16 protein-coding genes are annotated in these 22,463 nt (G+C 71.3%); 5 read left to right on the forward strand and 11 right to left on the reverse strand.

Annotated elements, in window-relative coordinates:
- Nucleotides 1–2 precede the first annotated feature (2 nt).
- Entirely contained in the window at nucleotides 3–584 is a 582-nt protein-coding gene (locus OHT74_RS23825) for a GNAT family N-acetyltransferase (RefSeq protein ID WP_266666533.1), read from the reverse strand.
- A gap of 226 nt (nucleotides 585–810) precedes the next feature.
- Here OHT74_RS23825 and secA point away from each other — a divergent pair, with 226 nt between their 5' ends.
- On the forward strand, nucleotides 811–3,582 hold the full coding sequence (gene secA / locus OHT74_RS23830; protein ID WP_266666535.1) for a preprotein translocase subunit SecA: 2,772 nt from the start codon (nucleotides 811–813) through the stop codon (nucleotides 3,580–3,582).
- Between the two features lie 140 nt (nucleotides 3,583–3,722).
- On the opposite strand, the gene OHT74_RS23835 is transcribed toward secA, so the two are convergent.
- Nucleotides 3,723–4,133, reverse strand: coding sequence for an Rv3235 family protein (locus OHT74_RS23835; protein WP_266666537.1), 411 nt, complete (start codon nucleotides 4,131–4,133; stop codon nucleotides 3,723–3,725).
- Between the two features lie 302 nt (nucleotides 4,134–4,435).
- Between OHT74_RS23835 and OHT74_RS23840 the strand changes: the two genes are divergently transcribed.
- The 3 genes from OHT74_RS23840 to OHT74_RS23850 all read left to right on the forward strand — a co-directional run bounded on the left by OHT74_RS23840 (nucleotide 4,436) and on the right by OHT74_RS23850 (nucleotide 10,952).
- Nucleotides 4,436–4,936 carry a DUF6912 family protein gene (locus tag OHT74_RS23840; protein ID WP_266666539.1) on the forward strand — a complete coding sequence of 167 codons (501 nt, stop codon included), beginning with the start codon at nucleotides 4,436–4,438 and terminating at the stop codon, nucleotides 4,934–4,936.
- Entirely contained in the window at nucleotides 4,933–5,628 is a 696-nt protein-coding gene (locus OHT74_RS23845) for an HAD family hydrolase (protein ID WP_266994823.1), read from the forward strand. Before OHT74_RS23840 ends, OHT74_RS23845 begins: the two co-directional genes overlap by 4 nt.
- A 353-nt stretch (nucleotides 5,629–5,981) precedes the next feature.
- The gene (locus OHT74_RS23850) at nucleotides 5,982–10,952 is read left to right on the forward strand and encodes an NAD-glutamate dehydrogenase (RefSeq protein ID WP_328621330.1); all 4,971 of its coding nucleotides are present in this window, start codon (nucleotides 5,982–5,984) and stop codon (nucleotides 10,950–10,952) included.
- Nucleotides 10,953–11,040: 88 nt separating this feature from the next.
- On the opposite strand, the gene OHT74_RS23855 is transcribed toward OHT74_RS23850, so the two are convergent.
- Together OHT74_RS23855 and OHT74_RS23860 are read right to left on the reverse strand one after the other, a co-directional pair.
- The gene (locus OHT74_RS23855) at nucleotides 11,041–11,817 is read right to left on the reverse strand and encodes an ABC transporter ATP-binding protein (RefSeq protein WP_443047725.1); all 777 of its coding nucleotides are present in this window, start codon (nucleotides 11,815–11,817) and stop codon (nucleotides 11,041–11,043) included.
- A gap of 34 nt (nucleotides 11,818–11,851) precedes the next feature.
- Entirely contained in the window at nucleotides 11,852–12,784 is a 933-nt protein-coding gene (locus OHT74_RS23860) for an ABC transporter permease (RefSeq protein WP_443047488.1), read from the reverse strand.
- Nucleotides 12,785–12,957: 173 nt separating this feature from the next.
- Between OHT74_RS23860 and OHT74_RS23865 the strand changes: the two genes are divergently transcribed.
- The gene (locus tag OHT74_RS23865; RefSeq protein ID WP_266666545.1) at nucleotides 12,958–13,602 is read left to right on the forward strand and encodes a TetR/AcrR family transcriptional regulator; all 645 of its coding nucleotides are present in this window, start codon (nucleotides 12,958–12,960) and stop codon (nucleotides 13,600–13,602) included.
- Nucleotides 13,603–13,630: 28 nt separating this feature from the next.
- Here the strand turns inward: OHT74_RS23865 and OHT74_RS23870 are convergent, their stop codons facing one another.
- The 7 genes from OHT74_RS23870 to OHT74_RS23900 form a co-directional block, all read right to left on the reverse strand.
- Complete coding sequence (locus OHT74_RS23870) at nucleotides 13,631–15,475, reverse strand: SUMF1/EgtB/PvdO family nonheme iron enzyme (RefSeq protein WP_328621331.1); 1,845 nt, start codon at nucleotides 15,473–15,475, stop codon at nucleotides 13,631–13,633.
- Complete coding sequence (locus OHT74_RS23875) at nucleotides 15,475–16,434, reverse strand: hypothetical protein (protein ID WP_328621332.1); 960 nt, start codon at nucleotides 16,432–16,434, stop codon at nucleotides 15,475–15,477. Before OHT74_RS23875 ends, OHT74_RS23870 begins: the two co-directional genes overlap by 1 nt.
- A gap of 17 nt (nucleotides 16,435–16,451) precedes the next feature.
- Complete coding sequence (locus tag OHT74_RS23880; protein WP_266666551.1) at nucleotides 16,452–17,024, reverse strand: hypothetical protein; 573 nt, start codon at nucleotides 17,022–17,024, stop codon at nucleotides 16,452–16,454.
- A 12-nt stretch (nucleotides 17,025–17,036) separates the two neighbouring features.
- Entirely contained in the window at nucleotides 17,037–18,191 is a 1,155-nt protein-coding gene (locus OHT74_RS23885) for an NAD(P)/FAD-dependent oxidoreductase (protein ID WP_328621333.1), read from the reverse strand.
- 2 nt (nucleotides 18,192–18,193) lie between these two features.
- Nucleotides 18,194–19,171 (reverse strand): 2-hydroxyacid dehydrogenase, encoded by a 978-nt coding sequence (locus OHT74_RS23890; RefSeq protein ID WP_266666555.1) that lies wholly within the window; start codon nucleotides 19,169–19,171, stop codon nucleotides 18,194–18,196.
- A 33-nt stretch (nucleotides 19,172–19,204) separates the two neighbouring features.
- A complete protein-coding gene (locus OHT74_RS23895) occupies nucleotides 19,205–19,972 on the reverse strand; it encodes an iron-containing redox enzyme family protein (protein ID WP_328621334.1) in 768 nt (255 codons plus the stop codon).
- Between the two features lie 118 nt (nucleotides 19,973–20,090).
- Complete coding sequence (locus OHT74_RS23900) at nucleotides 20,091–22,364, reverse strand: bifunctional glycosyltransferase/CDP-glycerol:glycerophosphate glycerophosphotransferase (RefSeq protein ID WP_328621335.1); 2,274 nt, start codon at nucleotides 22,362–22,364, stop codon at nucleotides 20,091–20,093.
- Between the last annotated feature and the right edge of the window lie 99 nt (nucleotides 22,365–22,463).

The raw sequence follows: 22,463 nt of genomic DNA on the forward strand, positions 1-22,463 counted from the left end.
GCCTAGGCCGTGCCACTGACAGCGGGCAGGTAGGGCAGCGGGGAGGGCAGGCCGAGGTCGGAGGGGAGCAGGGCGCCGATCCAGCAGTCGCGCAGCGTGCCGCGCAGGTCGAGCCCGGCGCGCAGGGTGCCCTCGACACGGAATCCGGCCCGTTCGGCGACGGTGCGGGAGGCCGTGTTGCCCACGGCGGCGCGCCATTCCAGCCGGCCGGCGCCGACCCCGGTGAACACCCAGTGCGCGACGCCGCGGACGGCCTCGGTCATGTAGCCGCGGCCGCGGTGCTCCTTTGCCGTCCAGTAGCCGATCTCGTACGCCCCGGGGCCGCGGACGTGCACGCCGAGGGCCGCGACCAGCGGGCCTTCGGCCCCGAGCCGCACCGCGAAGGCGTACGCGGTGTCGTCGCGCCAGCCGCGGGGGGAGAGCTCGCTCACCCAGCCCTCCGCGTGCGCGCGCTCGTACGGGGAGGGGACGAGCGTCCAGCGCTGGATGCCGGGGTCCTGGCAGGCCGCGTACACCTCCTCGGCGTCCGAGGGGGCGAAGGGGCGCAGGAAGAGGCGTTCGGTGGTCAGCGTGGTCGGCTCCATGGACGGATTGTGGTCGCGCCGGGTAACCCGGGCGAGCGGTTTTCGCCCGCAACGGCACCTTCCGTGTCCCCCGTACGTTCTCATTCCGGGCGCTCGCGCCCTGCGGAAGGTGCGGACCTCCCGACGCGACCGCGTCCTCGCTTACGATGGCCGTTGCGGTGGGGCCCACCCTCCGTGCCCGTGTACGAACCAGTGCCAGGCCCGACCGGCAAGGAGACAAACCTCGGTGTCCGTCTTCAACAAGCTCATGCGTGCAGGCGAAGGCAAGATCCTGCGCAAACTGCACCGCATCGCGGACCAGGTCAACTCCATCGAAGAGGACTTCGTCAACCTCTCCGACGCCGAGTTGCGTGCGCTCACGGACGAGTACAAGCAGCGTTACCAGGACGGCGAGAGCCTGGACGACCTGCTGCCCGAGGCCTTCGCGACGGTCCGCGAGGCCGCCAAGCGCGTCCTCGGCCAGCGGCACTACGACGTCCAGATCATGGGCGGTGCCGCGCTGCACCTCGGTTACGTCGCCGAGATGAAGACCGGTGAGGGCAAGACCCTCGTCGGCACGCTCCCCGCGTACCTGAACGCGCTGTCCGGCAAGGGCGTCCACCTGATCACGGTGAACGACTACCTCGCCGAGCGCGACTCCGAGATGATGGGCCGGGTGCACAAGTTCCTCGGTCTCGAGGTCGGCTGCATCCTGGCGAACATGTCCCCGGCCCAGCGCCGGGAGCAGTACAACAACGACATCACGTACGGCACGAACAACGAGTTCGGCTTCGACTACCTGCGCGACAACATGGCGTGGTCGGCGGACGAGCTGGTGCAGCGCGGCCACAACTTCGCCGTGGTCGACGAGGTCGACTCGATCCTGGTCGACGAGGCCCGTACCCCGCTGATCATCTCCGGCCCGGCCGACCAGGCCACGAAGTGGTACGCCGACTTCGCGAAGCTGGTCACCCGCCTCACCAAGGGCGAGGCCGGCCAGCCGCTCAAGGGCATCGAGGAGACCGGCGACTACGAGGTCGACGAGAAGAAGCGCACCGTCGGCATCCACGAGGCCGGTGTCGCCAAGGTCGAGGACTGGCTCGGCATCGAGAACCTCTACGAGTCGGTGAACACCCCGCTCGTCGGCTACCTGAACAACGCCATCAAGGCGAAGGAACTGTTCAAGAAGGACAAGGACTACGTCGTCATCGACGGCGAAGTCATGATCGTCGACGAGCACACCGGCCGTATCCTCGCCGGCCGCCGCTACAACGAGGGCATGCACCAGGCGATCGAGGCGAAGGAAGGGGTGGACATCAAGGACGAGAACCAGACCCTCGCCACGATCACCCTGCAGAACTTCTTCCGCCTGTACGGCAAGCTGTCGGGCATGACCGGTACGGCCATGACCGAGGCCGCCGAGTTCCACCAGATCTACAAGCTCGGTGTCGTCCCGATCCCGACCAACCGCGACATGGTCCGCAAGGACCAGCCGGACCTGATCTACCGGACCGAGGTCGCGAAGTTCGCCGCCGTCGTCGACGACATCGCGGAGAAGCACGAGAAGGGCCAGCCGATCCTGGTCGGCACCACCTCGGTCGAGAAGTCCGAGTACCTCTCGCAGCAGCTCTCCAAGCGGGGCATCCCGCACGAGGTGCTCAACGCGAAGCAGCACGAGCGCGAGGCCTCGATCGTCGCCCAGGCCGGCCGCCGCGGCGCCGTGACCGTCGCCACGAACATGGCCGGCCGCGGTACCGACATCAAGCTCGGCGGCAACCCGGACGACCTGGCCGAGGCGGAGCTGCGCCAGCAGGGCCTGGACCCGGAAGAGCACATCGAGGAGTGGGCGCACGCCCTGCCCTCCGCGCTCAAGCGCGCCGAAGCGGCCGTGAAGGCCGAGTTCGAAGAGGTCAAGTCGCTCGGCGGGCTGTACGTGCTGGGCACCGAGCGGCACGAGTCGCGCCGTATCGACAACCAGCTGCGCGGCCGCTCCGGCCGTCAGGGCGACCCGGGCGAGTCCCGCTTCTACCTGTCGCTGGGCGACGACCTGATGCGCCTGTTCAAGGCGCAGATGGTCGAGCGGGTCATGTCGATGGCGAACGTGCCGGACGACGTGCCGATCGAGAACAAGATGGTGACGCGCGCGATCGCGTCGGCCCAGTCGCAGGTCGAGACCCAGAACTTCGAGACGCGCAAGAACGTCCTGAAGTACGACGAGGTCCTCAACAGCCAGCGCGAGGTCATCTACGGCGAGCGCCGCCGCGTCCTGGAGGGCGAGGACCTGCACGAGCAGGTGCGCTTCTTCATGGACGACACGATCGACGCGTACATCGCGGCAGAGACGGTCGAGGGCTTTGCCGAGGAGTGGGACCTGGACCGGCTGTGGGGCGCCTTCAAGCAGCTCTACCCGATCAAGGTCACGGTCGCCGAGCTCGAGGACGCGGCGGGCGACCGCGCGGGCATCACCGCCGAGTTCATCGCGGAGTCCGTCAAGGACGACATCCACGAGCAGTACGAGACGCGCGAGAAGGCGCTGGGCTCCGACATCATGCGCGAGCTGGAGCGGCGCGTGGTCCTGTCGGTGCTGGACCGCAAGTGGCGTGAGCACCTGTACGAGATGGACTACCTGCAGGAGGGCATCGGCCTGCGGGCGATGGCCCAGAAGGACCCGCTGGTCGAGTACCAGCGCGAGGGCTTCGACATGTTCAACGCCATGATGGAGGGCATCAAGGAGGAGTCCGTCGGCTACCTGTTCAACCTGGAGGTCCAGGTCGAGCAGCAGGTCGAGGAGCTTCCGGTGCAGGACGCGGCGCCGTCGCTGACGAAGCCGGAGATCCGGGCCAAGGGGCTCGACGCCCCGCAGCGGCCGGACCGCCTGCACTTCTCGGCGCCGACGGTGGACGGCGAGGGCGGGGTCGTCGAGGGCGACTTCGACGCCGACGAGGCGGGCGACGGGATGACCCGGGCCGAGCGCCGCAAGGCCCAGAAGGCCGCAGGCGGCCGCCGCCGCAAGAAGTGACCCCTGCCCGTACGGGCACCCCCGGCGGGGCCGGACACCACACGGTGTCCGGCCCCGCCGGCGTTCCGGCTCATTGCGCTGGTGACCACGGCCACCGGCCGTGGAGCCGCCGCCTGGTGGACCGGCCGACAGGGCCCCGGTCACGGCAGAGGGGCCATTTCGATGGCTGCGCAGCGCCAGCGGAGGTCCGGGCCCTGTTCCAGGCGGAACGCCATGGCCGAGACGCGGTCGCCCGTCGTGATACGGGCGAAGGCCTCGATCACGCCCGGGCCCGGGTGGAAGCGGCCGCACCGGTGCAGGACCGGGCGGAGCCGGTCCCGCGTGGGGTCTCCCCAGCCCGAAGGGCGAGGGGAAGGGGCCGAGGGGGCCAGGGTGACCAGCTGCTCGTAGGCCGGGCCGACCGTGTGGCCCAGCAGCGAGTGGACCGGGCGCTGGCCGCTGACCACCGCCAGCAGTCGCTCCGCGAACCAGTCGTGCGGGCCCCGCGGGGTGCGGGGGCGGCGCTGGTCGTGGCGGCCGGGGGGCCGGGTGGTGTTCCTGGTCCTGGTCATGGCGATCGTCCCCGAGAAGTCCGGGCCCGGAGCGGTACCGGGCGGTAACTTGGTAGGGGACTTCTACGGTCCGCGACCACCCTCCGCAACGGCCGCTCCGCGGGCCGCACGGGCCGGGACCCGTTCACCTATCCGGGTGGGCGCCGCGCGGCCCCCGGCCGGTCCCCGCGCCGCCGAGCGGCACGCGGTGGACGGAATCCGGGCGGCGGACGGGAGTCCGAAGGGGGACCGGCGCCGTCACCCGGCGGAGTTCCGCCAAGTCGTATCCTGAGGGCGTTTCCGACTACCGAAAGCAGCCGGCCATGCGCGTGTACGTCCCCCTGACCCTCCCCGGGCTCGCCGAGGCGCACAAGGCGGGTGAGCTGGGCCCCGCCCCGCTGCGTGCGTACGCCGTCACGCCCGGCCTGCGGGAGTGGTACGTGTCGGACGACCTGGAGGAGCTGGAGTACGCCGCCCTCGGCCGGGCCGCCGCGGCCTCCCTGCGGATGCTCGCCGAGGACGGGGCCGCCCCGCGCAAGCGGGTCGTCGTCGCCGTCGACGTGGACGACAAGGCCGCCGCCGCGACCCCCGGGGTCGACGAGGCCGCCCTTGGCCAGGTGACCCTCGCCGCGGCCGTACGCCTCTCCGTGGCCGCCGCCGTGCACGTGGACGCCGATGACGCCCTGGGCGACGTGACGGCCGCCGCCGCTGCCCTGGAGGCCGCAGCCGGCGGGGACGACGACGCGCAGTTCACCGTGGACGGCGCCGAGGACCACGAGCTGCTGTGGTTCGGCGTCCAGGAGATCCCGGGACTGCTGAAGTGATCACTTCCAGTACCCCGGCCGACCCCGCGGCCGCCCCCGTCCACATAGTCTGGGACTGGAACGGCACGCTGCTGCACGACATCGACGCCGTGATCGCCGCCACCAACGCCTCCTTCGCCGAGTTCGGCTTCGCGCCGATCACGCTGGAGCGCTACCGCGAGCTGTACGTCGTACCCGTGCCGAAGTTCTACGAGCGGCTGATGGGCCGGCTGCCCACCGATGCCGAGTGGGAGGTCATGGACGCCACCTTCCACCGGCACTACTGGGCCGCCGCCGACGCCGCCGGGCTCACCGAGGGGGCCCGCGAGCTCCTGCGCGACTGGCAGGCCGACGGGCTCACGCAGTCCCTGCTCTCCCTCGCGCCCCACGAGAAGCTCGTACCACTCGTACAGGCGCACGGCATCGACCGGCACTTCCTGCGCGTCGACGGCCGGACCGGCCCCTCGCACACCAGCAAGGCAGGACATCTGGTACGCCATTTGGCGGCCCTGGAGGAGACGGGCGTGACCGCCGGCCGTACGGTCCTCATCGGGGACGCGGTGGACGACGCCATGGCCGCTGCGCACGTGGGTGCGAGAGCTGTGCTCTACACGGGTGGTTCGCACAGCCGACGCAGTCTGGAATCGGCGGGTGTCGCCGTCGTCGACACGCTGGCAGAAGCCGTATCCGCTGCTCGCCGACTGGCTGAATAAGTACGCGCTGAATATGCCCCCGTCACTGCGCACAACGTCAAAGTTCGGGACCTGCTTTTGTACAGATCCAGTGCGTGACGGACAGGGGGTCCGGCGAGATAGCCTGGTACCCGTGATCAGCGCGATAGTCATCGGAGGCATTGACGCCTCCGGCCAGCGCCCGGCGCACGACCGTGCCCGGGCCTTCGCTGATCCCTGCTGCCGGGAGCCGCAGCCGATCATGGCCAGTTCCTTCCCGGTCGCCTCTCATCACGGCAGAGCGCCGATCCCCAGCGGTCACCCCGCGTCGCGGCGCCACGCCAATCCTTCCTTCACCTACGTCACGCAATGGCGCGCGACAGGAGCCAGAGGACATGCAGACCAAGCTGGACGAAGCAAAGGCCGAGCTGCTCGCGCGGGCGGCCCGGGTAGCTGAGCACAGCCCGGCCGGGGGGCTACTTCCGACTGGGTCCGAGCAGGGAGAGCGCCCCGACCGGGACACCACTCTCGCCTACCTCCAGCGCTACTACCTGCACACCGCCCCGGAGGACCTCCTCGACCGGGACCCGGTCGACGTGTTCGGGGCGGCGCTCTCGCACTACCGTCTCGCCGAGAACCGGCCGCAGGGCACCGCGAACGTGCGCGTGCACACCCCCACGGTCGAGGAGAACGGCTGGACGTCCAGCCACTCGGTCGTCGAGGTCGTCACCGACGACATGCCGTTCCTCGTGGACTCCGTGACGAACGAGCTGTCCCGGCAGAGCCGCGGCATCCACGTCGTGATCCACCCGCAGGTCGTCGTCCGCCGTGACCTCACCGGCAAGCTGATCGAGATCCTCGGAGCCGACTGCGACGCGCACGGCCCCAAGACCGCGCGCCCCCACGACTCCCTCGTCGAGTCCTGGATCCACGTCGAGACCGACCGCGAGACCGACCGCGCCGACCTCAAGCAGATCACCGACGACCTCAAGCGCGTCCTGTCCGACGTACGCGAGGCCGTCGAGGACTGGGAGAAGATGCGCGACGCCGCGCTGCGCATCGCCGACGACCTGGCCGACGAGCCGGTCGCCCCGGACCTGCGCGAGTACGAGCTCGAAGAGGCCCGTGAGCTGCTGCGCTGGCTCTCCGACGACCACTTCACCTTCCTCGGCTACCGCGAGTACAACCTGGTCGACGGTGACTCGCTGGCCGCCGTCCCCGGCACCGGCCTCGGCATCCTGCGCTCCGACCCGCACCACAGCGGCAAGGACGACGGCCACCCGGTCTCGCCGTCCTTCAACCGGCTGCCGGCCGACGCCCGTGCCAAGGCCCGCGAGCACCGCCTGCTGGTGCTGACCAAGGCCAACAGCCGCTCCACCGTGCACCGCCCCTCGTACCTCGACTACGTCGGCGTGAAGAGGTTCGACGCCGAGGGCAACGTCGTGGGCGAGCGCCGCTTCCTCGGCCTGTTCTCCTCCGCCGCGTACACCGAGTCCGTGCGACGCGTCCCGGTCATCCGCCGCAAGGTCGCCGAGGTCCTCGAAGGCGCCGGCTTCTCGCCGAGCAGCCACGACGGCCGCGACCTGCTGCAGATCCTGGAGACCTACCCGCGCGACGAGCTGTTCCAGACCCCGGTCGACAAGCTCCGCGAGATCGCCACCTCCGTCCTGTACCTCCAGGAGCGCCGCCGGCTGCGGCTGTACCTGCGCCAGGACGAGTACGGGCGCTACTACTCGGCGCTCGTCTACCTGCCGCGCGACCGGTTCACCACCGGCGTCCGGCTGCGCCTGATGGACATCCTGAAGGAGGAGCTCGGCGGCACCAACGTCGACTTCACCGCCTGGAACACGGAGTCGATCCTCTCCCGCATCCACTTCGTCGTCCGCGTCCCGCAGGGCACCGAGCTGCCCGCGCTGACCGACGCCGACGTCGAGCGCCTCGAGACCCGCCTGGTCGAGGCCGCCCGCTCCTGGGCCGACGGCTTCGGCGATGCCCTGGTCGCCGAACTGGGCGAGGAGCGCGCCGCCGAGCTGCTGCGCAAGTACGGCACCTCCTTCCCCGAGGGCTACAAGGCCGACCACAAGCCGCGCGCGGCCGTGGCCGACCTCTGCCACCTCGAGCGGCTTTCCGCCAGCGACCGGGAGTTCGCGCTCTCGCTGTACGAGCCGGTCGGCGCGGCCCCCGGCGAGCGGCGGTTCAAGATCTACCGCACCGGTGAGCAGGTCTCGCTCTCCGCAGTCCTGCCGGTGCTCCAGCGCCTGGGCGTCGAGGTCACCGACGAGCGCCCGTACGAGCTGCGCTGCAGCGACCGCACCAACGCGTGGATCTACGACTTCGGCCTGCGGATGCCGCTGCCCGCCGGCAACGGCGGCGACAACTACCTCGGCGACGACGCCCGCGAGCGCTTCCAGGACGCCTTCTCCGCGGTCTGGCAGGGCGACGCCGAGAACGACAACTTCAACACCCTGGTGCTGAGCGCCGGGCTCACCTGGCGCCAGGCCGTGGTGCTGCGCGCGTACGCCAAGTACCTGCGCCAGGCCGGCGTGAACTTCAGCCAGGACTACATGGAGGACACCCTCCGCAACAATGTCCACACCACCCGGCTGCTGGTCTCGCTCTTCGAGGCCCGGCTGTCGCCCGGCCGCCAGTCCGCCGGCACCGAGCTCATCGACGCCATGCTGGAGGAGCTGGCCGGGGCCCTGGACCAGGTCGCCTCGCTGGACGAGGACCGGATCCTGCGGTCGTTCCTCACGCTGATCAACGCGACCCTGCGCACCAACTTCTTCCAGCTCAACGACGCGGGCGAGCAGCACGCGTACGTGTCGATGAAGTTCGACCCGCAGGCCATCCCGGAGCTCCCGGCTCCGCGCCCGGCTTTCGAGATCTGGGTGTACTCCCCGCGCGTCGAGGGCGTCCACCTGCGCTTCGGCAAGGTCGCCCGGGGCGGCCTGCGCTGGTCCGACCGCCGCGAGGACTTCCGTACGGAGATCCTCGGCCTGGTCAAGGCGCAGATGGTCAAGAACACCGTCATCGTGCCGGTCGGCGCCAAGGGCGGCTTCGTCGCCAAGAACCTGCCGGACCCGTCGGTGGACCGCGACGCCTGGCTCGCCGAGGGCATCGCCTCGTACAAGATCTTCATCTCGGCGCTGCTCGACATCACCGACAACATGGTCGGCGGCGTGGTCGTGCCGCCGAACGGCGTGGTCCGCCACGACGAGGACGACACCTACCTCGTCGTCGCCGCCGACAAGGGCACCGCGACCTTCTCCGACATCGCCAACGGCGTCGCCGAGTCGTACGGCTTCTGGCTGGGCGACGCGTTCGCGTCGGGCGGCTCGGCCGGCTACGACCACAAGGGCATGGGCATCACCGCCCGCGGCGCCTGGGAGTCCGTCAAGCGGCACTTCCGCGAGCTGGGCCACGACACCCAGACCGAGGACTTCACGGTCGTCGGCGTCGGCGACATGTCCGGCGACGTGTTCGGCAACGGCATGCTGCTCTCCGAGCACATCCGCCTGGTCGCCGCCTTCGACCACCGGCACATCTTCCTCGACCCGACCCCGGACGCGGCGACCTCGTACGCCGAGCGCCGGCGCCTGTTCGAGCTGCCGCGCTCCTCGTGGGCCGACTACAAGGCGGAGCTGCTCTCGGCGGGCGGCGGCATCCACCCGCGCTCGGCGAAGTCCATCCCGGTCAACGCGCACGTCCGCGAGGCCCTCGGGATCGAGGACGGCGTCACCAAGATGACCCCGGCCGACCTGATGCAGGCGATCCTGCAGTCCCCCGTGGACCTGCTGTGGAACGGCGGCATCGGTACGTATGTCAAGGCGTCGACCGAGACGCACACGGACGTCGGCGACAAGGCCAACGACGCCATCCGCGTCAACGGCGGGGACGTCCGGGCCAAGGTCATCGGCGAGGGCGGCAACCTGGGCCTGACCCAGCTCGGCCGGATCGAGTTCGCCCGGATCGGAGCCAGCGGCGAGGGCGGCAAGGTCAACACCGACGCCATCGACAACAGCGCGGGCGTGGACACCTCCGACCACGAGGTGAACATCAAGATCCTGCTCAACGCGGTGGTCACGGACGGGGACATGACCGTCAAGCAGCGCAACAAGCTGCTGGCGGAGATGACCGACGAGGTCGGCCACCTGGTGCTGCGCAACAACTACGCGCAGAACGTGGCCCTCGCCAACGGCATCGCCCAGGCCCCCAGCCTGCTGCACGCCCAGCAGCGCTTCATGCGCCGCCTGGAGTCGGCCGGACTGCTGGACCGGAGCCTGGAGTTCCTGCCCACCGACCGGCAGATCCGCGAGCTGCTGAACAACGGCAAGGGCCTGACCCAGCCGGAGCTGGCCGTCCTGTTCGCCTACACCAAGATCACGGTGGCGGACGAGCTCATCGCCACCGAGCTGCCGGACGACCCGTACCTGCGCCGCCTGCTGCACGCGTACTTCCCGGCCGCCCTGGGCGGGAAGTTCCCCGAGCAGATCGACGCGCACGCCCTGCGCCGCGAGATCATCACGACGCTGCTGGTCAACGACACGGTCAACACCGGTGGTTCGACCTTCCTGCACCGGCTGCGCGAGGAGACCGGGGCCTCCACGGAGGAGATCGTCCGGGCGCAGCTCTCGGCCCGCGAGATCTTCGGCCTGGCCGGGGTGTGGGACGCGGTCGAGGCGCTGGACAACAAGGTCGCGGCCGACGTCCTGACCCGGGTGCGGCTGCACTCGCGGCGCCTGGTCGAGCGCGGTACGCGCTGGCTGCTGAACAACCGGCCGCAGCCGCTCCAGATCACCGAGACCATCGAGCTCTTCGGTGACCGGGTGGGCCACGTCTGGGACGAGCTGCCCAAGCTGGTGCGCGGCGCCGACCTCGAGTGGTACCAGTCGATCATGGACGAGCTGATCGGCGAGGGTGTCCCGGAGGAGCTGGCGGCCAAGGTCGCCGGGTTCTCCTCGGCCTTCCCGACGCTGGACATCGTCGCGATCTCGGACCGCACCGGGGTCGACCCGCTGGGTGTCGCCGAGGTGTACTACGACCTCGCCGACCGCCTGGACATCACGCAGCTGATGGACCGGATCATCGACCTGCCGCGGGCCGACCGCTGGCAGTCCATGGCCCGCGCCTCCATCCGCGAGGACCTGTTCGCGGCGCACGCCGCGCTGACCGCCGACGTGCTGGCGGTGGGCAACGGCGACTCGACTCCCGAGGAGCGCTTCAAGGCGTGGGAGGAGAAGAACGCGGCGATCATCAGCCGGGCCCGGACGACCTTGGACGAGATCCGGGGATCGGACGACTTCGACCTGGCGAACCTGTCCGTGGCGATGCGGACGATGCGCTCGCTGCTGCGGACCCACGCCTAGCCGCTGGGCTCCGCCGCAACGGCTGAACGGGCGGCCCCGGGACCTGATGGTCCCGGGGCCGCCCGTTTTCCGTAGGGCGGTCGCGGCCTCAGCGGCCCGAGGTGAACTCCTCGTACGCGTCGCAGACCTCGGCGGAGGGGCCGTCCATGCGCAGGACGCCGGCTTCGAGCCAGATCGCCCGGTCGCAGGTCTCGCGGACCGTGCCGATGCCGTGGCTGACGAGGAAGACGGTGCCGGCGCGCTCGCGGAGCTCCTCGATGCGGGCCTGGCTGCGGCGCTGGAAGGCGGCGTCGCCGGTGGCGAGGGCCTCGTCGATCATCAGGACGTCGTGGTCCTTGGCCGCGGCGATGGAGAAGCGCAGCCGGGCGCCCATCCCGGAGGAGTACGTGCGCATGGGCAGGGAGATGAAGTCGCCCTTCTCGTTGATGCCGGAGAAGTCGACGATGCCCTGGTAGCGCTCGCGGACCTGCTGCCTGGACATGCCCATCGCGAGGCCGCCGAGGACCACGTTGCGCTCGCCGGTGAGGTCGTTCATCAGGGCGGCGTTCACGCCGAGGAGCGAGGGCTGGCCGTGGGAGTAGATCCTGCCGCGGGCCACGGGCTGGAGGCCGGCGATCGCGGAGAGCAGCGTGGACTTGCCCGAGCCGTTGGAGCCGATCAGGCCGATGGCCTCGCCCTTGTACGCGACGAAGCTGACGCCCTTGACGGCGTGCACCTCGCGGATGCCGGGGGCGGGCTTGCGGGAGAAGATCCGGCTGAGGGCGGCGGTGGCGCCGCCCTTGCGGGCGCCGGCGCCGTGCACCTTGTAGACGACGTGGACCTCGTCGGCGATGACGGTGGGCACGCGGGTGTGGTCGATCGCCACGGACGGTGCGCGGTGTGCGGGGGCGGTTGCGGTGTCAGCCACGGCCGTACTCCTCCTCAGCCTTCCAGAAGTAGATGAATCCGCCGACGCCCGCGAGCAGGGCCCAGCCGACGGCGATGGCCCATACGTGGTGCGGGAGCGCGTGCGGGTCGAAGCTGTCGATCAGCGCGTAGCGCATCAGGTCGATGTAGACGGCTGCCGGGTTGGTCTTGAGCACGACGGTGACCCAGTGCGAGAGGTGGTCCTTCCGGAGCATCTGGTCGATGGACCACATGACCCCGGAGGAGTACATCCACGTGCGCAGGATGAACGGCATCAGCTGGCTTACGTCCGGGCTCTTGCTGCCGATGCGGGCCATGACCATGGCGACGCCGGCGCAGAAGACGGCCATCAGGGCCAGGGTGGGCGCGGCCATCAGCCACCTGAGGGTCGGGGTCTGGCCGCAGGCGAGCAGCAGCAGGACGAGCGCGCCCATGGTCACGAGCAGCTGCTGGAAGAGCTGGACGACGGTGGACAGCGGCAGGCTGGCGCGTGGGAAGTGCAGGGCGCGGACCAGGCCGAGGTTGCTGTGCACGGCGCGGGTCGAGGCGTTGATGGAGCTGCCGATGAAGTCCCAGACGAAGACGCCGGTGATCAGGAACGGGATGTAGTCCGGCACGCCGTGGCTGGCGTCCATGACGATGCCGAAGATGAAGTAGTAGACGGCCGCGTTGAGCAGCGGGGTCACCAGGTGCCAGACCTGGCCGAGCCTGGCCGTGCTGTACGTGGCGTGCATCCTGGCGGTGGCGTACGCGGTCACGAAGTGGCGGCGGCCCCAGAGCAGGCGCACGTAGCTCGGGAGCGGGGGCCGGGCGCCGCTGATGGTCAGGCCGTGGGCCGCCGCCAGTTCTGCGAGCGAGGCGGGCGTGGCGGTCGCAGCGGGCGCGGCGGGCTCCGCGGTCGGGGTGGTCTCGGTCACGGGGGTCACGAGGGTCGCTTTCGACGGGGTCGGGGCGTCGGCCGGCCGGGGCACCTCCCAGCGGTAGCTGGGGGAGGGACGGGTCCGTATCGTCGCTACGGCGAGGTTAGGACCGGTGACGTCGGAACGCAACCGTATCGTCGTGACGAGCTGGTCCCGGCGTGCCCGGCTATGCTCTGTGCATGACCACCGACTCCGCCGCCGGCGCCGCCCCAGCCCCCGCTCCCGCCCGCCGCGCCCCCGCCGGGGCCGCCGTCCTGCGCGAGGACGTGACCGAGGCGATCCGGGCCGCGGTACTGGACGAACTGGCCGCGGTCGGGTTCTCGCGGATGTCCATCGAGGGGATCGCCCGGCGCGCGGGCGTCGGCAAGACGGCCGTCTACCGGCGCTGGAAGTCGAAGCTGCACCTGGTGCTGGACCTGGTGGGGGCCTTCGCGGTGGACGGCCTGCCGGTGCCCGCGACGGGATCGCTGTACGGGGACGTACGGGCCCTGCTCGAGGTGATGTCACACGTGCTGCGGCACCCCGTCGCCTCGGCGGTGATCCCGGACCTGCTGGTCGAGGCGGCCCGCAACCCGGAGATCGCGGACGCGGTGCGCGGCGCCCTGCTGGAGGGGGAACGGCGGATGGCCGAGGGGATCGTGTCGGAGGCGGTGGCGCGGGGCGAACTCGCGGCGGGAACGGATCCGGGCCGGGCGCTGGACCTGGCCATCGGCCCGCTCTACTGGCGGCAGGTGGTCGTACGCGACGCCGTGCCGGCGGAGTACCTGGACGACCTGGCCCGATCGGTGGTGGCGGGCCTGACGGCCACGTCGTCCGCGTCCTGACGCGGACGACAGGGGCCGCCGAAGCCGGCTACCGGGTGTAGAACGCGACGCGGAAGCCCAGGTCCACGTAGGCGTTCTGGGGCGGGTCGTACGAGCGGAACTGGATCATGCGGGCGCGCTGTTCGCGGGAGAACCAGGAGCCCCCGCGGACGATGCGGTCGCCCGGGGCCCGCAGGTCCTCACGGCCGGGCCGGGTGTCGTCGTACGACCAGGCCAGGGACCGCGTCCACTCCCACACGTTGCCGATCATGTCCTGGGGTCCGCCCTCCCTGGCCGCCCAGGGGAAGATGCCCACGGGCACGGAGCGCTGGGTCCAGCCCTGCGCCGTGCGGACATGGGCCATGCCCTCCTGCCACTCGTTGCCCCACGGATAGGGGTCGGACGCCGGCCGGCCCGGGCCGGAGCACTCCCATTCGGCCTCGGTGGGGATGTCCGCGTAGCTGTGCTCGTCCAGCACGTTCCGCTCGCGCAGCCGTTTCGTCAGCCAGCGGCAGTACGCCAGCGCCTCCCACCAGTTGACCCCGACGACGGGCTGGGTGGGCTGGTTGTAGCGGGGGTCCCACCAGTACAGCGGCACCTGGCGCAGCAGCAGCTGGTCCACGTACTCCTGGAGGGACTCCTCGTCGACGATGCCCTCCCGCATCTCCTTGCTCAGATGGATCCGCTGGGTGTCCGTCGACCCGGCCCGCGGTCCGTCCGGCGCGTCGATGAAAGACGGGTCGTGTCCGACCCACAGCCGCGCCGGTCCGTCCGGCCAGCAGTCCAGGTCCCGGTACCCGCCCGAGGCGACGAACTGCGCGTAGTCCCGGTTGGTGACGGGCAGCGTGGAGATCCGGAAGGAGCCGATGGACTCGATGCGCTGCGGGAACCAGTCGATGTGCCGGTACTTGTCGTCCTGCGAGTTGAGCGGGGTCGTGGAGCCGATGGGGTACTCGCCCGCCGGTATGACGCAGCTCCGGGCGAGGAACGAGCGTGATCTCTCCTCCCACGTGGACGGATTGAGCTGCGCCTGTACGGTGGCCGCGCGCGCCCGGGTCTCCAGATCCTGCCCCCGGTCCCCGCGGGCGGCGGCGACGGAGTCCGAGACCGAGCGCCGCAGCTGCCGTACGAGCCCGGACGGCTCCGCGTTCGGCCGGGCCGCGGCAAGGATCACGAGGAGCTCGCCGGCGAGCAGCCACAGCGGCAGACCCTCGTCCCCGGCCTCCTCCGCGGCGCCCGCCAGCTCCGCCGCGGTGCCGGTGACCAGGCGGTGCCCCTCGGCCGTGGTCTGGGCGCTGGCCCAGTAGCGCAGCGGGGCGTGCCAGATGGGGTGGCGGCACAGGCCGACGATGGTCTCCGAGTCCCGGCGTGCCAGCGCGCAGCCGGCGAAGTAGTCGCGGAAGAGGTTCTCCCTGAAGGAGAGCTGGGTGGCCGTGTCGACCGCGAGTATGCCGTGGCCCTTCCTGAGGAACTGCACGTAGTCGACCACGGCCGGGTACGCGTCGAGGAACTCGCGCTCCTCGCCCAGCGCCCGCAGGATCGGCTCGTGGACGGCCGCCGCGGAGATGGAGTTCGCCCCGGGCTGCGCGGACCTCAACGAGGTGATGGAGAAGCCGACTTCCTCGATGATCCGCTGGATCTCCGTGTCGTAGCCGGGCCGCAGGAGGCACGGCTCCGCAGCGGCCGCGGCGCGCCTGCGGGGACGCTTGTGCAGGAACTCCTCCGAGGCCAGCCGGCAGAAGTGCCCGACGGACGTGGGGACCTCGTGGTTGCGCTCCGTGGAGACGACCAGGAGGTGCAGCAGGTACGGGACGCGCGCGGCAGAGGCGAGAGCGCTGTCGCCCCGGATCGCGGCGATGAGCCGCTCCGAGAGCTTTCCTTCGTGAGGGGTCATCAGGCGGTGAACCATCCGGTGATGTAGTTCTCGAGGTCGCGCTGCTTGGGCGGCCGGAGGAAGTAGGCGCTGACGTCGCGCGCCCTCGCGCACTCGGCGGAGAACCAGCCCGAATCCGAGATGGTCACAAGGACGCGCAGGTTCCGGTAGTGCACGTGGAGCTGCGCCAGGGTCTGCAGGACGGTGCGCGGCGACCAGTTGTCGGAACTCGCGTGGCCGTGCAGGGGCACGTCCTCCACTCCGTCCACGAAGAGGAACGCCCGGTCGAGCGAGCCCCGCAGCAGGGTGCGTGCGGTGCCGCCGTAGACCCCGATCCCCGAACGGGTGACGGCGGCGTCCGTGATGGCCTCGGCGGTCGCCGCGAAGTCTCCCTGCGCGGGCACGTCGAGGGCGTTGACGAGCAGCGGTACGGGCGCCTCCGCGTCGCCGTCCAGGGCCCGTTCCGCGAGCAGCGACGCGTAATGCGTGCAGATCGAGGTGCGTCCGGAGCACGGCGGCCCGATGAGCACCACGGAGCGGCCCGCGCCGTGCAGGACGATGCCGTCGAGGGGCAGGCCCGGCGTGTCCTCGTCGCCGGGCGGGGCGGTCCGGGCCAGGGCGTCGATCTCCCGCACCTCCCGGGGGATCCAGACCGCATCCAGCGGACGGTCGGGGAAGGCGACGGCGTCCGCGCCCTCCTGGCTGGTCGCCGACAGGGCGCGCAGCGCGCCCAGGTAGTGGACGAGCTCCACGGGGAGCTCGCGCGGCGCCGCCGCGTCCGGCGCGGGGCCCGCTGCCGCGGCGGAGGCAGGCGCGGCCGGGCCCGCCGGGCCCGCCGGGCCCGCCGGGCCCGCCGGACCGCCCGGACCCGCCGGAGCCGGCTGGTCCGGTACGCGGCCGCCCGCCCCACGCGGCGCCGACGGGTCGATGCGCCGGGCCCGGCGCGTGTCCTGGGGCCCGGAACCCTCTTCAGGGGCCATGTCACCTCACTCACCCATCACGGGCCGGCCGGATGCCAGGACGCGGGCTCGGGGACGGCGGTGATGCCCCCCAGCTCCGACCGGCTCCAGAACCGCCCATCACTGTCAACGAACACGAACTTCAGCGGGAGCGCCCGGCTCTGGTCCGCCTGCACGTCCAGCGGCACCTCGTAGTCCGACCGGCCCGGGACCAGCGGCCCCAGGTCCTCGTGGCACAGGTGCACCGAGCCGTCCGGGCTGTCCGCCCGCCACCGGAACACCGGCAGGGCGGTGGAGTTCTCCACCTGGACCGCCCAGTAGGGCTGGCCCGCGTCGGACAGCACCGTCATCCACGCGGCCGCGGCGGTGCGCTGCCTGCGGCGCTCCCGGTTCTCGGAGCGGATCACCGTGCCGACGGCGGCGGTGACCGCGCCGACCTGCCCCGCCCCGCTGACCCAGTCCCCCCACGTCCCCGCGGTGTCGTGGTCGAAGTGGCCCCCGTACGGCTTCAGCCCCCACAGCGGGAGGGACAGGAGCAGGACCACCGCGGCCAGGAGCCCCCAGCGCATCGCCCCGCTACGCCATATGACCTTCAGGTCTGCTGCCGCCACTCGGTACGCACCTCACAGGAATCGCCGCGGGTCCATCACACGCAGGGCATCCGCCTGGCCTGCCGTCAGCGCGGCCCCGGACAGGATGCTCCGTACCAGAGCCGCCGTGATCGGGGCGAGAGTGATCCCGACGCCGAAGTGCCCGGTCGCCATGACGACCCTGCCGTCGGCGTCGGCGTTCCCCACCAGCGGGTAGCCGTCGGCCGTCCCGGGCCGGATCCCGGCCCAGGAACCGGTCAGCCTCCAGTCCCGCGAGGCCGGCACCACCAGCTGCAGTGCGGCCAGCAGCCGCTCGGTCGCATGGTCCTCCGGCTCCTCGTCCCAGCGGCCCTGGTCGTACGTCACGCCGACCACCACCCGGCCGTCGTGGCGCGGGACCACGTACGACGAGACCGTGGTGTCGTCCACGGCGACCTTGCAGTACACGTGGTGGCGCAGCGGGTAGCCCCCGCCGCCCGGCACCACCAGCTCGGCGGCCTGGCCCCGTACGGGGAACTGCCCGCCGGGCCGGGTGGGCACGAGCTCCGGGCTCCACGCCCCCGCGGCCACCACGCACCGGTCCCCCCGGACGACGTCACCGCCCTCCAGCAGCACCTCGACCCCCTGGGCGCCCGGCGTGACGGCTTGCACCCGGGCCCGGGCCACGACCTCGATCCGCGGGTCCCGGCGCAGCACCTCGCGCAGGGCGGACATCAGCACCCGCGGCTCCAGGGCCCCCTCGCTCGGCAGCCGTACGGCCGACAGCACGGCCGGCGACAGCAGCGGCTCGGCATGCGCCGTGGTCCGCGCATCGAGCTGCTCGACCCGGAAGCCCTGCTCCACCCACTGGGGGACCAGCTGCTCCTGGACCCGCTGCTGCTCCGAGGGGTCCAGGGCCACCTGGAGGAGCCCGGAGTCCAGGAACGGCACCGCGATCCCGGATCCGGCCTCCAGCCCCGCGAGCCACTGCGGGTACATCCCCCGGCTCGCTTCGGCGAACTGCCGCAGCGGGCCGCGGCAGAAGTCGTCGCTCTGCGGTGTGATCCCGCCGATGGCCGCCCAGCTGGCCGCCAGCCCGGTCTCCGGCCGGGCGTCCAGGAGTACGACCTTGTCGAAGAGGTCGCTCGCCGCCGCGGCGACCGCGCAGCCTATGACGCCCGCTCCGACGACGACGAGTGCGGAGCCCATGCTCAGCTGCTCCGGTTGACGACGTAGGAGTCCTGTTCTCCCGTCACCACGTTGACGATGGACTGGATGCACTTGACGGCCATCGCGTCGCGGGCGTCATGGGTCAGCGACCCGATGTGCCCGGTGACCAGCAGCTTCGATGCGGGCAGCGCCAGCAGCTCCGCCGTCTCGGGGACGTCCGAGTCGTAGAAGCCGTCGAACGCCGCCGTGTGGATGCGCCCGCTCTTCAGGCCCTGGAGCAGCGCCGCCGGGCTGACCACGGAGGGCCGCGCCGTGTTGACGAGGGTGATCCCGCCGGCCGGCAGCAGGGCGACCTCGTCCACGCCGATCATGCCGCGCGTCTCGGGTGTGTCCGGCACCATGACGACCACGTTCTCGGCCCAGGACAGCAGGCTCGGCAGGTCCTTGTACGCGATGCCCAGGCGCTCCTCGACCTCGGGCTTGCGGGTCCGGGAGTAGTACGCCGTCTCCGTCGCCAGGCCCAGCGCGCCGATCTCGGCGATGCGGGTGCCGATCGCGCCCAGGCCGATGATGCCGAGCCGGTGCCCGGCGAGGTCGTGCTGCTTCTCCTCGCCGCCGGAGCGCCCGGAGCGGAAGTCGTCGGCGTACGAGGGGATCTGCCGGCGCTGGGCGAGGAGCAGGCCCACCGTGAACTCGGCGACGCTGTTGGTGAGCGTTCCGGGAGTGTTCGTGACGGCGATGCCGAGTTCGGCCGCGGCATCGGCATCGACGAAGGACTGGTAGCCCACCCCGAGGAAGCCGACGACCTTCAGCGACTTGGCCCGGGTGAGCGCCGCGCGGGAGGCGAACTCATCCCCGCCCAGCAGATAGGCGGTGCACGATTCCAGCTCCGTGCCCAGCTCGTCCTCGCTGAGCAGGCCCGGGACCGAGTGCACCCGGAAGCCGGACTCGGACAGCCGGTCGAGGTGCTTCTGCGCCACGCTGCTGCCCGTTACGAGGATCTTTCCCAGATCGGCCACGCGATACCCCAAACGTCGGATAGTGACTGATGGTCATGTGAAGAGATCGGCCAACCTGTCGTAATACCGCATCCGCGCGGTGACAGAGCTGCGGGCGGCCGTCAAGTAGTCCTCGGCCAGTGACGGATCGTGCGCGATCAGCTCGGATGCTATATGCGCGATGAGTGCCGAGTGTTCCGTATCCTCATAGATGTTGGCGTTCAGGAAATCGCCGTGGTCCACGTCCGGTGCCGCGCTTTCGAAAGCGCTTTTGACGGCCCCGTATTCGGGGACCAGCATCTGCTCGTTTCCCACTCCCAGCGCACCCAGCGCGCTGATCGGGGAGCTCATGGAGGACGCCAGATCCCGCAGGAACTCGTAGGTCGGTTCGGCCGGTGTGACGGAGCCGGGCGCGATGCCCATGCTCTGCGCCAGCTTGTGCAGCAGCCACGGGTGGGAGGCCCGCGCGAACCCGTCCTTCACGCCTCCGTGCTCCCCCTGCAACACCAGGTTGAAACGGGCCCGTTGGTGAACGTTGACCAGCGCGCTCGACGTGAGGCCGAGCAGCTGCGCGAACACCCCGGTGACGAACAGCTCCTGCGTGACCCAGAACTCCAGGGCCGGCCGCGACGCCCCGGCCAGGGCGAAGAACGGATGCCGCTCGACCCCGCTCCCGGGGACCAGCCGGCTCGCCTCCTCGACCGCCGGATGCAGCGGGACGGACTCGGTGGGCAGGAACCGTGCACCGTACTGCCATTGAACGAAGTTCGATTCCACGAGTCGGCTGGCTAACTCCGCGTTCCACGGTCCGGTCAACGCCATGGTGATACCTCTTCCGTGTTGGGACGCCCGACGATCAACACACAAGCAAGGCGCTCCCATAGTGGCCCAGAAGAAGCCGGTCCGCGGGCGGATTAATCGCAACGGAGGAAAGGGACGGCTACGGCCGGAGACCGGGAGTTGTCAGCGGGGCCAGTGTGGGTTCCGGGGTGGCGGACGGGGCCGGGGACGGGGCCGTCGGAGCCGGCCGGCGCTCCGCGAGCGGGACCACCGGCGGGACCGCGGCAGGCTGGCCGAGGAAGACGCGGCGGACGACGCGCTCGGCCGCGTGGCCGTCGTCGTACGAGCAGAACCGCGAGCGGAACGCCGCCCGCAGCTGCGCGGAGCGCGAGCCCTGCCAGTGGCCGGTGGCGAAGATGTCCACCAGCTCGTCCTCGGTCCGGGCGATCGCTCCCGGCGGGCACGACCGCAGGTCGAAGTAGGTGCCGCGGGCGGCCTCGTACGCCTCCCAGTCGTCCGCGTGGATCACGATCGGCCGGTCCAGCGCCGCGTAGTCGAACATCAGGGACGAGTAGTCCGTCACCAGCGCGTCCGAGGCCAGGCAGAGCTCCTCCACCGACGGGTACGCGGAGACGTCGACCAGGCGCGGGTGGCGTACCGGCTGGGCGGGCGAGTCCGCGTACGTCAGGTGCGTACGCGTCAGGATCGTGAAGCGCGGGCCCAGATCGCGCAGCACCCGCTCGAAGTCGAGGTGTTCGGGCCGGCTGCGCCGGTAGTCGCGGTGGGTCGGCGCGTACAGGACCGCCACCCCGCCCGCCGGGATGCCGAGGCGTTCGCGCAGCGCCTGCACGTCGTCCAGGGTGGCCCGGTGGAAGACGTCGTTGCGCGGGTAGCCGTACTCGAGCGTGGCGTACGAGGAGGGGATCGCCTTCTCCCACACCAGGGTGGAGTGCCGGTTCGCGGAGAGCAGGTAGTCCCACTGGTCCGCGCCGCGCAGCAGGCCGGCGAAATCCGTGGTGGGAGTGGCCGCCGGCCGGTCCTGGAGGTCCAGGCCGACCCGCTTGAGCGGGGTGCCGTGCTGGGTCTGCAGCAGCACCTGGCCCGGCCGCTTGACCAGGGCGCGGTCGAAGTTGACGTTCGTGGTGAGGTACGCGGCCCTGGCGAGGGCCGTCCAGTACGCCGCGGAGCCCGGGCGGAGCATCGCCGTCTGCGGCGGGAGCGTCGCCGCGTGCTGCGGGTCGCAGATCCACGCCGTCCGCATCCGGGGCGCGAGCTCGCGCAGCTTGGCCTCGACGGCCGCCGGATTGCAGGCGTAGCCGCCGTGCCAGTACGCGGAGAAGACCGCCAGCTCCGGGCGCAGCGGCAGCAGCCGCTGGACGCGGTAGTGCAGGCGCAGCGCGCTCTCGCGCAGGCCCCGCCCCAGCGACACCCCCGCGCGCCCCGCCGCCAGCGCGGCCGAGCGGAGCAGCGACAGCGTGCGGTACGTCCGGCGCACCCCGAACCGCATCAGGGTGTGCCGGATCCGGTCGGTGCGCGACAGGGACAGCGGCCGGATGCCGGCGGCCCGGTAGCGGCGCAGCAGCCCGGAGGCCCGGTGGAAGAACTCGGCGCGGCTCGTACGCGGGAGGCGGCGCGGGTCGGCGTACAGGGCGCAGAAGTGCTCGGCCATCCGCCGGTGCACGGTGGGGCGCCAGCGCTCCAGCTCGGGGCGGCCGGCGAGGAACCCGAAGACCCGGTCGTACTGGTCGAAGATGTCCAGGTGGCGGCCGCTGCTGGTGGTCAGGATCGAGCCGGTACGCCGCTGGCGGTAGTGCACGCACACCCGGTCCAGGACGGCGAGGGACTCGGCAGCCAGCAGCGCAGGGTAGGTCCAGGGGGTGTCCTCGTAGAACCCGGGCGGGAACTCCAGGCCCTCGCGCTCCACGTACTCGCGGCGGTAGGCCTTGTTCCAGACGACCATCAGCATGCCGAGCAGGGCCGGGCGGTCCGCGAGCCGGAAGCTGGCCGGGCCCTCCTCGGACAGCCGGTGCGCGAGCCGGTTGCGGACCAGCTCCCCGGTCCAGAAGGTGCGCGCGTAGTCGTAGACGAGGACGTCCGGGGAGCCGGTGTCCTTGAGCCGGTCGGTGATGGCCAGCAGGGCGCCCGGGGCGAGGGTGTCGTCCCCGTCGAGGAAGAGCAGGTAGTCGCCGGTCGCCCGGGCCAGGCCCGCGTTGCGGGCCGGGCCCAGGCCGAGGTTGTGCGCCAGGTGCACGGCGGTCACCCGCGGGTCCCGCGCCGCGTACTCGTCGATGATCGAGCCGCAGGCGTCCGGGGAGGCGTCGTCCACCGCGATCAGTTCCAGATCCGGGTACGACTGGGACAGGACCGAGTCCAGGCTCTCCTGGAGGTACGCCTGAACCTTGTACGCGGGCACGATGACGCTGAACCGGGGCACGGCACATCCAGGGGTCGGCGCGGGCATATTTCCCAGCAACCCCCGGCGTGGCGATCGGGTTACGCGGCGTGTGGCATTCGGGTTACCGAGCGTCAACGC

Source organism: Streptomyces sp. NBC_00354 (assembly GCF_036106915.1).
Lineage (GTDB): Bacteria > Actinomycetota > Actinomycetes > Streptomycetales > Streptomycetaceae > Streptomyces.

Coding starts and splice junctions, on each gene's coding strand:
- OHT74_RS23825 (WP_266666533.1), bottom strand. CDS start 584: ATGGAGCCGACCACGCTGACCACCGAACGCCTCTTCCTGCGCCCCTTC.
- OHT74_RS23835 (WP_266666537.1), bottom strand. CDS start 4,133: ATGACCAGGACCAGGAACACCACCCGGCCCCCCGGCCGCCACGACCAG.
- OHT74_RS23840 (WP_266666539.1), top strand. CDS start 4,436: ATGCGCGTGTACGTCCCCCTGACCCTCCCCGGGCTCGCCGAGGCGCAC.
- OHT74_RS23850 (WP_328621330.1), top strand. CDS start 5,982: ATGCAGACCAAGCTGGACGAAGCAAAGGCCGAGCTGCTCGCGCGGGCG.
- OHT74_RS23865 (WP_266666545.1), top strand. CDS start 12,958: ATGACCACCGACTCCGCCGCCGGCGCCGCCCCAGCCCCCGCTCCCGCC.
- OHT74_RS23870 (WP_328621331.1), bottom strand. CDS start 15,475: ATGACCCCTCACGAAGGAAAGCTCTCGGAGCGGCTCATCGCCGCGATC.
- OHT74_RS23875 (WP_328621332.1), bottom strand. CDS start 16,434: ATGGCCCCTGAAGAGGGTTCCGGGCCCCAGGACACGCGCCGGGCCCGG.
- OHT74_RS23885 (WP_328621333.1), bottom strand. CDS start 18,191: ATGGGCTCCGCACTCGTCGTCGTCGGAGCGGGCGTCATAGGCTGCGCG.
- OHT74_RS23895 (WP_328621334.1), bottom strand. CDS start 19,972: ATGGCGTTGACCGGACCGTGGAACGCGGAGTTAGCCAGCCGACTCGTG.